Origin of the sequence: Halomonas gemina (assembly GCF_023554995.1) — a bacterium.
In the GTDB taxonomy this organism is placed as follows: domain Bacteria; phylum Pseudomonadota; class Gammaproteobacteria; order Pseudomonadales; family Halomonadaceae; genus Halomonas; species Halomonas gemina.
This window is the reverse complement of the sequence record NZ_JAMJPK010000004.1, coordinates 368,585-380,496: the sequence shown is the minus strand read 5'-3', so window position 1 is coordinate 380,496 and position 11,912 is coordinate 368,585. Positions and strand designations below refer to the sequence as shown.

Here is an 11,912-nt window from a genome sequence, read left to right as displayed (position 1 = left end):
CGGCCAAGCGGCCAAGCGGCCAAGCGGCCAAGCGGCCAAGCGGCCAAGCGGCCAAGCGGCCAAGCGGCCAAGCGGCCAAGCGGCCAAGCGGCCAAGCGGCCAGGATGAGTTCCTCCCGAGCTAAAGCAAACCCCGAAGGTCTCAGCCTTCGGGGTTTGCTTGTAGCTTGGCGCTCGGCGCTTTCAGCTTGGCGCTATCAGCCCAGATCGATACAGAGGTACTTGGTCTCCAGGAACTCCTCCAGTCCCTGGTGGCCACCCTCGCGGCCGAGACCCGAGGCCTTGACCCCGCCGAAGGGCGCGGCAGCGTTGGAGATCAAGCCGGTGTTGATGCCCACCATGCCATACTCCAGGGCGTCGGCGACACGCCACACGCGCCCCAGGTCCCGGGAGTAGAAGTAGGAGGCCAGCCCGAACTCGGTGTCGTTGGCCATGTTGACGGCATCTTCCTCGTCATCGAAGGGGAAGACCGCGGCCAGCGGCCCGAAGGTCTCCTCGTGGGCCACCTTCATCCGGTCATTGGCGAAGCTGATCAGCGTCGGGGTGAAGAAGTTGCCGCCCAGCGGATGCGGATGGCCCCCCAGCAGTAGCTCGGCGCCCTTGTCCACGGCGTCGTGGACATGCTCGCTGACCTTGGCCACCGCCTTGTCGTCGATCAGCGGGCCGATATTGATCCCGTCCTGGGTGCCGTCACCCACCTTGAGCTCGCTGTTCATGGCGACCGCCAGCTTCTCGCAGAAGGCGTTGACCACGCTGGACTGGACCAGGAAGCGATTGGTGCAGACGCAGGTCTGGCCGGCGTTGCGGAACTTGGCGGCCATCGCGCCCTCCACCGCGGCGTCCAGGTCGGCATCCTCGAAGACGATGAAGGGGGCGTTGCCGCCCAGTTCCAGAGAGATCTTCTGGATGTGCTGGGAGGCCTGAGCCATCAGCTGGCGCCCCACCTCGGTGGAGCCGGTGAAGGTGATCTTGCGCACCAGCGGCGACTCGGTCATCGCCGCGGCGATCTCGGAGGCGCGGCCCGGCACCACGTTGAACACCCCACGCGGCACCCCGGCCCGCTCGGCCAGCTTGGCCAGGGCGGTGGCGGAGAACGGCGTCTGGCTAGCCGGCTTGACCACGAAAGTGCAGCCAGCCGCCAGGGCCGCGCCCGCCTTGCGGGTGATCATCGCCGCGGGGAAGTTCCAGGGGGTGATGGCCCCCACCACGCCGATGGGCTGCTTGGTGACCAGGATGCGCTGGTTGGGCTTGGCGGCGGGCACGGTCTCGCCGTAGACGCGCCGTGCCTCTTCGGCGAACCAGCGCAGGAAGCTCGCCGCATAGGCGATCTCGCCGGCGGCCTCCTTGAGCGGCTTGCCCTGCTCGAAGGTCATGATCATGGCCAGGTCGTCCTGATGCTCGAGCATCAGGTCGTGCCACTTCATCAGGATGTCGGCGCGCTCCTGGGCGGTCATCGCACGCCACGCCGGCAGGGCGGCATCGGCCGCGGCGATGGCCCGCTCGGTCTCGGCCCGCCCCAGGCGCGGCACATCCCCCAGGACCTCACCGGTGGCCGGGTTGACGACGTTGATCTGCTCACCGCTGTCGGCGGCGACCCAGCTGCCGTCGATGTAGGCGAAGGGACAGTAGAGCTGCGTTTCCTTGAGGGCTTGCATGATCATCTCCTGCCGCGGATGCGGCCTATTGTCGGTTTGCCCCCATGCTAAGCGAAAGACCCCGGTGCACCAAGCACCGGGGGCCTTTATCGCCGACGCGGATCAACGCTCAGCGTGGCCGACGCGGCTCCCGGGAGTCGGAGAGGGTGATGGAGACGGAATCTGCGAAGCGCAGCGCATGGGGCTTGTCGATCTCCACCTGGGCGGTGAGCACCTGGTCGTGACTCATGATCAGGTCCAGCACCTCGCGGGTCATGCGCTCGAGCAGCAGGAAGCGATGGTCCTCCACCAGGGCGATCACCTGCTTGGTGATGGTGCGGTAGTTGAGCGCCTGCTCGATATGGTTGAATTCGACCGCCCTGTCGGCGCGATAGCGGATCACGACATTGATCACCACGTCCTGCCGGTTCTTGATCTCGTCATCCTTGATGCCGATATGGGTGCGCAGCCGCAGGTTCTTGATGCGAATCGTGGCCAGATCATGATCGAAGTGCTGGTCGTCCAGGGCATGCATCGGCATGGCGGGGCTCCTTGCGGGGGAATCAGCGGCCGTTCACCAGGGTGAGGAACTCCTGGCGCGTGCTCTGCTTTTCGCGGAAGGCACCGAGCATCACCGAGGAGGTCATGCTGGAGTTCTGCTTCTCCACCCCGCGCATCATCATGCACAGGTGGCGCGCCTCGATCACTACCGCCACCCCACGGGCCTCGGTGACCCGCTGCACCGCCTCGGCGATCTGGCGGGTCAGGTTCTCCTGGATCTGCATGCGCCGGGCGTACATGTCGACGATGCGCGCGAACTTGGAGAGCCCCAGCACCTTGCCGCTGGGCAGATAGGCGATATGACACTTGCCGATGAACGGCAGCAGGTGGTGCTCGCACATGGAGTAGAGCTCGATGTCCTTGACCAGCACCATCTCGTCGGTCTCCGACTCGAATACCGCGCCGTTGACGATCTCCTCCAGCGACTGGGTATAGCCCCGGTTGAGGAACTGCATCGCCTTGGCGGCCCGCTTCGGGGTATCGCGGAGGCCTTCCCGGTCAGGATCCTCACCCAGCTCATGAATGATCCGGCGATAGTGGTTGGCGAGTTCTTCGGTCATGGTCAGGCCCCGTGGCAGTGTCCGATGTGTCGTTGGTGGATGGCCCGGCCATCACATCATATACAGAAGATATACAGGTTTTTTATTTTGTACAATAAAAGAGTCTCGAAACTCGATAGTCTAGCGCATCACATTCGGCAACGCAGGCGCCGACCGGGCCACACAGTGACATCGTGTCGCGTCCTCGCCCCCCGGGGCCGGCTGCCGCTCCACCCGCCCTATGGTAGAATAATGGCTGCTTCATGCTGTGCCCAAGTCACCCTCGAGAGCCCGACATGATCAAGACCCATGCCTCTCTGCTGATGGCCGCCGTCCTGGCGATGCCGACCCTGGCCATGAGCGATACCCTCGAACTGCCGGCCGATGCCACCGTCGATGTCCAGGTCATCGACGTGCTGACACTCTCCGCCCAGGAGCCGGAACGCAACGATCTGTTGATCCACCCGGTGGCCGATGGCGACGCCTCCCATGCGCTGCCGGAGTACTGCGTACTGATCGGCAACGCCCGCCTCGATGGCGAACGCATCCGCCTGACCACCCAGTCGTTGACCTGCATCGAGACCGACGGCAGCGCAAGCGAGATCTACAGCGGCGAGATCTCCGCCGCCGCCTACGACAGCGACGGCAACTTCGGGCTCGCCGCCTGCCAGGACGGCAACTGCCGCCTGACTCCGGAGCAGACCTTCCAGCTGCGCCTGGCCAGCGAACTGGCCATCGAGCAGCAGGACAATCCCGCCGCCAGGATCAACGAACAGCGTCGCCAGGCCGACGGCGAAGGGGTCGCCAATCCGATTCCCGCCGAGGCGCCGGATCCCGACGACGACTGAGCGTCATCCCGGTCACATCGAGACGCACCCCGAGGGGTGCGTCCTTGATGGAACTGGACAAGCCGACGGCCGCGATCAGGCCAGCCAGCGAGGCCGTGCCTCCAGCGCCTGGCGCTGCTGCTCCAGCATGCGCAGGTGCCCATCCCAGTAGCCGGCATCGGCCAGCCAGGGGAACGCCAGAGGGAAGGCCGGGTCTGCCCAGCGATCCACCAGCCAGGCGCTGTGGCGCAGCAGGCGCAGGGTGCGCAGCGGCTCCACCAGCGCGAGCTCGCGGCGGTCGAAGTCGCGGTGCTGCTCATAGCCCTCCGCCACCTCGGAGAGCTGCATCTGGCGCTCCCCTTCCTCCTGCGCGGTGAACAGCATCCACAGGTCCTGGATGGCCGGCGCCATCAGGCAGTCGTCGAAGTCGACCAGCGCAAACCGCTCGTCGCGGCCGAGGATGTTGCCGATATGGCAGTCGCCCTGCACGCGGATCGCCTGCGCCGCGGACCAGGCATGGGAGGCCAGGCGACGATGCAGCGTCGCGGTGATGCGCTCATAGGCCTGGCGCTGGTGACGGTCCAGCCAGCGACTCGCCAGCACCTTGTCACGTGCCTCGAGCACCATGCCATCCAGGTCCAGCGCACGACGGTGGGCGAAGCGCCCGCGTTCGCCCACCGCATGGACCGCGCCGATCAGCTCGCCCAGGGCAAACAGGTGAGTCGGATTCTCCAGCTCCGGCGCCTGCCCCGGCAGGTGGGGAAAGAGCGTGAAGCGAAAGCCCTCGGCGACGTGCAGGCTCTCGCCTGCCGCGTCCCGCCAGGGGGCCGCCACGGCCACCTCGGCCGCGGCGAGCTCGGCCAGGAAGTCATGCTCCTCGCGGATCTGCGCGTCCGTCCAGCGTTCGGGGCGATAGAACTTCACCACCCAGCGGCGGCGCTCCTCGTCGTGCACCAGGAAGACCCGGTTCTCGTAGCTGTTGAGGGTGAAGGGTTCGCCGGGCAGCCAGAAGCCGAGCGACTCTACCGCCGCCACCACCCGGGCGGGAGAAAGCTGCGCGAAGGGATGAGGGCTTACGTCCATGGGGGCTCCCGGTATATCGAGAGCATATGCTAACAGGGAAGCACCTGCCTGTGCCGCAGAAAGCGGCTCGACCCCCACGATACACTGCCGGCCCTCAGTGCCTTCCCACCGGCGTGCGGGCCACCGCCCAGGCCTGCACCTGCTCGGCACCGGCCTGGCGGCAGGCCGTGGCCAGGGCATCCAGCGTCGCCCCGGTGGTCATGACGTCATCTACCAGCGCCACTCGCCGTGGCAGGCCGTCAGGCAAGTGAAAGGCGCCACTCAGGTTGCGGCGCCGCTCGCCACGGTCCAGGCCGCGCTGGGTGCGGGTGTCGCGAGTACGCTGCGCCGGCACCAGCGGACAGCCCAGCTGTCGACCGAGCCGTGCGGCCAGCCAGTGCGCCTGGTCGAAGCCCCGCTCACGGGCCCGCCGTGGGTGCAGGGGAACCGGCACCAGCGCCTCGGGCCAGCCCTGAACCGCCGGTGGCAGCCCCGCCACCAGTAGCTCCAGCAGCACCCGACCGGCGCGTGGCGAGGCGTCGAACTTGAAGCGCTGCACCAGGCCGGCCACCTCGGCATCGTAACGCAGCGGCACCCAGGCCCCGTCGAACCTCGGCGGGCGACGCAGGCAGTGGCCACAGCGACGTCCCCGCACGGCACCCGGCTGGGGCTCGGCGCAGCCGGGGCAGGCCGGCAGGTTCCAGGGCAGCTCCGAGAAGCAGGCCTCGCACCAGGGGTTATCCCCCGGCAAGGGGGTCAGGCAGAACACGCAGCGCCCGGGCAGGGCCCGCCCCAGCCATCCGTCAACTCTGAGTTTCCAGAAGGTTGACATGCCGGCCGCAAGCCTTAGGCTATCCGTCAACCTGGATATATACCTCAAGTTGACCATAGGCGAGCCCACCATGCCCCCTGCGTCCCACGAAACCCGCGCCGCTTCCCAGACCCTAGCCCCGCGGGGCGAGATCCGCCACGACTGGACGGTCGAGGAGATCGAGGCGCTCTTCGCCCTGCCCTTCAACGACCTGCTGTTCCACGCCCAGCGGGTCCACCGTGCGCATTTCGATCCCAATGCCGTGCAGGTCTCCACCCTGCTCTCCATCAAGACCGGCGCCTGCCCCGAGGACTGCAAGTACTGCCCCCAGTCGGGGCACTACAACACCGGCCTGGGCAAGGAGAAACTGCTGGAGGTCGAGAAGGTGGTCGAGCAGGCCCGGGCCGCCCGCGAGGCCGGCGCCAGCCGCTTCTGCATGGGCGCGGCCTGGAAGAGCCCCCGCGAGAAGGACCTCGACGTGGTGCTGGAGATGGTCCGCCGGGTCAAGGCGCTGGGGCTCGAGACCTGCATGACGCTGGGGATGGTCGACAACGACCAGGCCGGTCGCCTGGCCGAGGCCGGGCTCGACTACTACAACCACAACCTCGACACCTCGCCCGAGTACTACGGCGAGATCATCACCACCCGCACCTATGCCGACCGCCTGGAGACCCTGGGCCACGTGCGCCAGGCGGGCATGAAGGTGTGCTCGGGGGGGATACTCGGCATGGGCGAGGCGCCCCGCGACCGCGCCGCCCTGCTCCAGCAGCTGGCACGCCTGGAGCCGCATCCGGAATCGGTGCCGATCAACATGCTGGTCAAGGTCCCCGGCACCCCCCTCGAGGACGTGGAGGACCTCGACCCCATCGAGTTCATCCGTGCCATCGCCGTGGCCCGCATCCTGATGCCGGCGAGCCACGTTCGCCTCTCCGCCGGCCGCGAGCAGATGAGTGACTCGACCCAGGCGCTGGCCTTCCTGGCCGGGGCCAACTCGATCTTCTACGGCGACCAGCTGCTGACCACGGGCAACCCCCAGGCGGAACAGGACCGGGCGCTTTTCGCCAGGCTGGGATTACACCCAGAGCAACGCAACACCTGCGTCGATGACGTACAGATGCACTCCAGGGTGCAGGCCGACGTCGACACCGACCTCGTCCACCAGGCGGCCCGGCAGGCCATCGGCCGGGCCGATGAGCTCGCCTATGACGCCACCCGGAACGTTACCCAAGACGCCGCCCGGGCCTGATCCACCATGCCGGAAGCCTGGAACACCTACCTCGCCGAGCGGGCCGCGACGCGCCGCCACGCCGGGCGCTGGCGACAGCGCCGCACTCGGCGCTTGAGCGACGGCTGCCGTGACTTCGCCGGCAACGACTACCTGGGCCTGGCCGGGGACCCGCGTCTCGCCGACGCCCAGGCCGAGGGCGCGCGACGCTACGGCGCCGGTGGGCGAGCCTCGCACCTGGTGAGCGGCCATCTCGAAGTGCACGAGGAACTGGAGCAGCGCCTGGCTGCGCTCACCGGTCGGCCGGCGGCGCTGCTCTTCTCCACCGGCTACATGGCCAACCTCGGCGCCCTGCAGGCGCTCTGCGACCCCGATACCCGGCTCTTCCAGGACCGCCTGAACCACGCCTCGCTGCTTGACGGCGCCAGGCTCGCCGGTGCCCGCTCGCGACGCTTCCACCATGCTGACCTCGGAGACCTCGAGCGGTTGCTCACCCGCGCCCCGGCAGAGGGACGTCGGCTGGTGGTCAGCGACGGGGTGTTCAGCATGGACGGCGACGTGGCCGATATCGCCGGCCTGGCGGCGGCTGCCCGCCGTCATGGGGCCTGGCTGATGGTCGATGATGCCCACGGCCTGGGCGTGCTGGGCGAGGCCGGCGACGGCTGCGTGGGCCGCGCCCACGGGATCGACGCGGTGCCGGTACTGGTGGGCACCCTGGGCAAGGCGCTGGGCTCCGCCGGCGCCTTCGTGGCGGGAAGCGAGGCACTGGTCGAGCACCTTACCCAGTTCGCCCGTCCCTATGTGTACACCACCGCCCAGCCACCGGGGGTGGCGGCGGCTACCCTGAAGGCCCTGCAGCTTCTCGAGGCCGAACCCGAGCGACGCAGCCGCCTGGCAATGCTGATCGCGCGCTTCCGCCGCGAGGCCACCACCCTGGGGCTGCCGCTGGCCGCCTCCACCACGCCGATCCAGCCGCTGGTGCTGGGCGAGAGCCAGCGGGTGATGGCCTGGGCGGCCTGGCTGGCCGAGCGGGGGATCATGGTCGGCGCGATCCGCGAGCCCACGGTGCCCCGCGGCCAGGCGCGGCTGCGCATCACCCTGAGTGCCGCCCACACGGATAACGAGCTGGACGCCCTGCTCGATGCGCTGGCCGACTGCAAGGCCCGGGAAACCCTGGCAGGCGCGGAGGCGAGCCCATGACGCGCCTGGTGCTGCTCGCCGGCTGGGGCTGCGACGCGCGGCTCTGGCAGCCGCTGGCCGGGCACTGGCCGGTGGGGCTTGACGTCTCCACCCCCGACTGGCCGGGTTACGGTGGCCGCCCGGCGCTTGCCGACCCCGCCGATCTGGACAGCCTGGCCGACGCCATGGCCGACGACCTGCCGCCGGACGCCGTCTGGGTGGGCTGGTCGCTGGGCGGGCTGCTCGCCACCGCCCTGCTCGACTATCTGCCAGCGCCCCATGCCCTGGTGCTGCTCGGCATGGGGGAGCGCTTCTGTCATGACGAGGGCATCCCCGGGGCGGAGCTGGCTGCCTTCCGCCACGCCTTCACCCGCGACCCTGATGCCACCCTGTCCCACTTCCGGCGCTGGCAGCTCCAGGGCGAGCCCGACCCGCGCGCGGCCCATCGGCAACTGCGTGCGCTGCTCGGCAATGGTGATAACGAGAGCGTCGGCACCGACCGCGCCACCCTGGCCGCCGGGCTCACCCAGCTCGCCGAGCTCGATAACGCTGAGCGACTGGCCCGCTCGCCCTGCCCGGTATGGCGCATCGCGGGGGAGCAGGACCCGCTGCTCGCCCCGGCGCTGCGCTACAGCGCCGACCATCGCCTGGTTGATGCCGGCCACGGCCCGATGCTCAGCCAGCCGGCGTCGCTTACCGCCTGCCTCGCCGACATCGCCAGGGTGACCGTGCCATGACCACCCTGCCGCTCGCCGCCACTGCCTCCCGCAGCGCTGCTCCAGGCAATGACTGGCAGGCCCGCGTGGCCCGCGCCTTCTCCCGTGCGGCCCCGCGCTATGCCGAGCGCGCCGTTGCCCAGCGGATCATGGGCGGGATGCTTCGCTCCCGCCTTCCCGAGCGGGCCGAGCGGGTGCTGGACCTCGGCTGCGGGCCGGGCGAGATGACCGCACACCTGGCCGGGCACTTCGGTGGTGGCTGCACGGTCATCGGCCTGGACCTTGCCCCGGGCATGCTCGAGGTGGCCCGGCGCACACACGGCGACACGGCCCGCTGGCTATGCGGCGATGCCGCCGCCCTGCCGCTGGGAGACGCCAGCCAGGACCTGGTGGTCTCCAACCTGGCGGTCCAGTGGTGTCCGGACCTCGACGCCGTGATGGCCGAGCTTCGCCGCGTGCTGCGCCCGGGCGGCCGGGCACTGGTCAACACCCTGGCCCCCGGCACCCTGGCCGAGGTCGGCCGGGCCTGGTCACGGCCGGGGAAGCCCGCCGGCCTGCTGACCTTCCGCGATGCCGCCCGCCACCGGCAAGCCGCCCGGGCGGCGGGCTTCCCCCGCATCCTGGTCGACGCCACCACGCAGCGCTTCCACTATCCGGACCTGCCCGCGGTAATGGCCTCCATCAAGGGCATCGGCGCCCAGACGTCGCGGACAGGCGCCAGGCTAACCCGCGCCGACCTGGCCCGGGCCGAGCGCCGCTACGAGACGCAGCGCGAGCCCGAGGGCCTGCCCGTGACCTATCGCCTGCTGACCCTGGAGCTTTACGCCTGAAATGAGCGCCTACTTCGTCACCGGCACCGACACCGACGCCGGCAAGACCCTGGTCACCAGCGGCCTGCTGGCCCTGGCGCGCCGACGCGGCCTGACTACCCTGGGCCTCAAGCCCGTGGCCTCGGGCTGCGAGGCCACCCCCGAGGGCCTGCGCAACGCCGATGCCCTGGCGCTACAGGCGCAGAGCCAACCATTGCCGGACTATGACGCGGTCAACCCCTTCACCTTCGTCCCGGCCATCGCCCCGCACCTGGCCGCCCGCCGGGCCGGCGTGACCCTGGCCCTCGACGACCTGGTCGACCATGCCCGCCCGCTGCTTGCCGAGCGGCGTGACCTGACCCTGGTCGAGGGCGCCGGCGGCTGGCGAGTGCCGCTGAACGCGTCCGAGGACCTCTCCGGCATGGCCGTTCGGCTCGGGCTGCCGGTGATCCTGGTGGTGGGCCTGCGCCTGGGCTGCATCAGCCACGCGCGGCTCACTGCAGAGGCGATCCAGGCAGACGGGCGGCACCTGGCGGGCTGGGTCGGCAGCCTGGTGGAACCCGGGCTCTCCTTCGATGCGGCCGGCGACGAGGCCCTCTACCGCGACAACCTGGCGACCCTCGAGGCCACGCTGCCGGCGCCCTGCCTTGGCGTGGTGCCGCGTCTGGCGACTGGAGAGGCAAACGCCATGGCCGCTGCCGCCGCCGATCACCTGAGGCTTCCAAGGACAATCGCATTTGGCTGAAAAGCTCGAGGCTGTTCCGGCGACAGGCCCCGGAGCGCCGGACCGTCGAGGGGGCGCTGTAAATACGTCCGTGTACGCTACCTCGGCCCTGCGGCGCTCTCGTCCCGCTCCGCTTGCAGGTCCGGTGCTGGCCATCCATGGCCAGCCCGTTCGGAGGAATCCTCCTCACCCCTGGTCCTCGGACCCCCTCTACGACCTGTCCCCGGCGCCTCTCACTATACGTAACTGCAATAGCCGGGAGGCTGCCCAATGGCAATTGACTTGCGCGGAAGCGTCCGTAGAATGTGCTCGCCTGCCTGCCCGTGCGGATGTGGTGGAATTGGTAGACACGCCAGGTTTAGGTCCTGGTGCCTTCGGGCTTGGGAGTTCGAGTCTCCCCATCCGCACCATCTCAATATGTTGTTTTCCCGTCGATTTCCCCGTCTTCCCCAAGGGAAGCGCGGCGCTTTTGCGCGTCCCTCCTCGCGATTCCCGTCCCCCGCGTTCCAGCTTCATTCTCTGCCGAAGTCCCGGAGGCTCCCATGATTTCCCCCGTCTGGCACCCCTATGCCCACCTCAAGACCCAGCGCCCGGCGCCCAAGGTGGTCGGCGGCGAGGGGCCGCGCTTCACCCTGGAGGGCGGCGAGACTCTGCTCGACGCCACCTGCTCCTGGTGGTGCATGATCCACGGCTACGCCCACCCGCGGCTGGTGGCGGCGATTCGCGAGCAGGCCGGCGAGCTCTGCCACGTGATGCTCGGCGGCCTGACCCACGAGCCCGCCGACCGCCTGGCCCGGGAACTGGTGCGCGTCACGCCGGAGGGGCTCAACCACGTCTTCTACTCCGACAGCGGCTCGGTGGGCATGGAGGTCGCCATGAAGATGGCCGTGCAGTACCACCAGCTGCGCGGCAGGCCGGGCAAGCACCGCCTGCTCTCGCTGATGAAGGCCTACCACGGCGACACCGCCGGCTGCATGGCGGTCTGCGACCCCGAGGAAGGCATGCATTCGCTGTTCGCCGGCTACCTGCCCCGGCACCATTTCGCCCCGGCGCCCACCGCCCCCTTCGACGCCGAGCCCGAGGCGGTGGCGGCCGACCTCGCCGCGCTGCGCGAGGTGCTGGAGCGCCACCATCGCGAGATCGCTGCCCTGCTGATGGAGCCACTGCTGCAGGCCGCCGGCGGGCTCAACATGACCTCGCCCCACTACCTGCGTGGCGCCCGCGAGCTGTGCGACGAGTTCGACGTGCTGCTGGTCTTCGACGAGGTGGCCACCGGCTTCGGCCGCACCGGGCGGATGTTCGCCGCCGACCATGCCGAGGTCACGCCGGACATCATGGTGCTCTCCAAGGGGCTCACCGGCGGCTATCTGGGCCACGCAGCGACCCTGGCCACCGACCGGGTGCACGAGGCGTTTGTGGGGGACTCCCCGGAGCACGCCTTCATGCATGGCCCCACCTTCATGGGCAACCCTCTGGCCTGCCGGGTGGCGCTGGAGAGTCTCGCCGTGTTCGAGGAGGAGGACTACCCGGGCAAGATCGCCGGGCTCAACCGGGTGCTGCGCGAGGAGCTGATGGATGACAAGGCGCTGGCCGCGCACCCGGCGGTGGCGGACGTGCGGGTACTGGGCGCCACGGCGGTGATCGAGGCTTACGAGGCGGCAGATCTTGTCGGGGTGGCCGACTGGGCCCGCACGCAGGGCATCTGGCTGCGCCCCATCGGTCGCTGGCTCTACACCATGCCGGCCTACATCACCACCGAGGCCGACATGCGGCGCATCACCGACGTCATGAAGGGCTGGTTCCTGGCGCGCTGATTGCCCAAGCGG

General features: G+C 69.4%; 12 protein-coding genes and 1 tRNA gene. 8 read left to right on the top strand and 5 right to left on the bottom strand.

All coding sequences use genetic code 11. The annotated features are described in order from the left end of the window. Nucleotides 1-196: 196 nt before the first annotated feature. From M8009_RS11145 to folE, 3 genes are all read right to left on the bottom strand, one after another. Nucleotides 197-1,654, bottom strand: coding sequence for an NAD-dependent succinate-semialdehyde dehydrogenase (locus M8009_RS11145; RefSeq protein ID WP_250061034.1), 1,458 nt, complete (start codon nucleotides 1,652-1,654; stop codon nucleotides 197-199). 109 nt (nucleotides 1,655-1,763) lie between these two features. Further along, a complete protein-coding gene (gene folX, locus M8009_RS11140; RefSeq protein WP_250061032.1) occupies nucleotides 1,764-2,174 on the bottom strand; it encodes a dihydroneopterin triphosphate 2'-epimerase in 411 nt (136 codons plus the stop codon). A 22-nt stretch (nucleotides 2,175-2,196) separates the two neighbouring features. After that, the gene (gene folE, locus M8009_RS11135) at nucleotides 2,197-2,754 is read right to left on the bottom strand and encodes a GTP cyclohydrolase I FolE (protein WP_250061030.1); all 558 of its coding nucleotides are present in this window, start codon (nucleotides 2,752-2,754) and stop codon (nucleotides 2,197-2,199) included. A gap of 275 nt (nucleotides 2,755-3,029) precedes the next feature. Between folE and M8009_RS11130 the strand changes: the two genes are divergently transcribed. Continuing rightward, on the top strand, nucleotides 3,030-3,581 hold the full coding sequence (locus M8009_RS11130; protein WP_250061028.1) for a TraB/TrbI/VirB10 family type IV secretion system protein: 552 nt from the start codon (nucleotides 3,030-3,032) through the stop codon (nucleotides 3,579-3,581). A gap of 75 nt (nucleotides 3,582-3,656) precedes the next feature. On the opposite strand, the gene M8009_RS11125 is transcribed toward M8009_RS11130, so the two are convergent. Both M8009_RS11125 and M8009_RS11120 read right to left on the bottom strand, forming a co-directional pair. Further along, nucleotides 3,657-4,643: a serine/threonine protein kinase gene (locus M8009_RS11125; protein WP_250061026.1), complete on the bottom strand. Its 987-nt coding sequence runs from the start codon at nucleotides 4,641-4,643 to the stop codon at nucleotides 3,657-3,659. 94 nt (nucleotides 4,644-4,737) lie between these two features. Further along, on the bottom strand, nucleotides 4,738-5,454 hold the full coding sequence (locus M8009_RS11120) for a ComFC family protein (protein ID WP_250061025.1): 717 nt from the start codon (nucleotides 5,452-5,454) through the stop codon (nucleotides 4,738-4,740). A gap of 70 nt (nucleotides 5,455-5,524) precedes the next feature. Here M8009_RS11120 and bioB point away from each other — a divergent pair, with 70 nt between their 5' ends. The 7 genes from bioB to bioA all read left to right on the top strand — a co-directional run bounded on the left by bioB (nucleotide 5,525) and on the right by bioA (nucleotide 11,900). After that, nucleotides 5,525-6,679, top strand: a complete 1,155-nt coding sequence (gene bioB / locus M8009_RS11115) for a biotin synthase BioB (RefSeq protein ID WP_250061023.1) — start codon at nucleotides 5,525-5,527, stop codon at nucleotides 6,677-6,679. Nucleotides 6,680-6,685: 6 nt separating this feature from the next. Next, entirely contained in the window at nucleotides 6,686-7,858 is a 1,173-nt protein-coding gene (gene bioF / locus M8009_RS11110) for an 8-amino-7-oxononanoate synthase (RefSeq protein WP_250061021.1), read from the top strand. Then, complete coding sequence (locus M8009_RS11105; protein ID WP_250061019.1) at nucleotides 7,855-8,574, top strand: alpha/beta fold hydrolase; 720 nt, start codon at nucleotides 7,855-7,857, stop codon at nucleotides 8,572-8,574. The genes bioF and M8009_RS11105 overlap by 4 nt, the downstream gene beginning before the upstream one ends. Then, on the top strand, nucleotides 8,571-9,383 hold the full coding sequence (locus tag M8009_RS11100; protein WP_250061017.1) for a methyltransferase domain-containing protein: 813 nt from the start codon (nucleotides 8,571-8,573) through the stop codon (nucleotides 9,381-9,383). Before M8009_RS11105 ends, M8009_RS11100 begins: the two co-directional genes overlap by 4 nt. 1 nt (nucleotide 9,384) lies before the next feature. Beyond that, the gene (gene bioD, locus M8009_RS11095; protein WP_250061015.1) at nucleotides 9,385-10,107 is read left to right on the top strand and encodes a dethiobiotin synthase; all 723 of its coding nucleotides are present in this window, start codon (nucleotides 9,385-9,387) and stop codon (nucleotides 10,105-10,107) included. A 304-nt stretch (nucleotides 10,108-10,411) separates the two neighbouring features. Continuing rightward, nucleotides 10,412-10,496 (top strand) — tRNA-Leu (locus tag M8009_RS11090). Nucleotides 10,497-10,628: 132 nt separating this feature from the next. Then, a complete protein-coding gene (bioA, locus tag M8009_RS11085; protein ID WP_250061013.1) occupies nucleotides 10,629-11,900 on the top strand; it encodes an adenosylmethionine--8-amino-7-oxononanoate transaminase in 1,272 nt (423 codons plus the stop codon). Nucleotides 11,901-11,912: the final 12 nt, after the last annotated feature.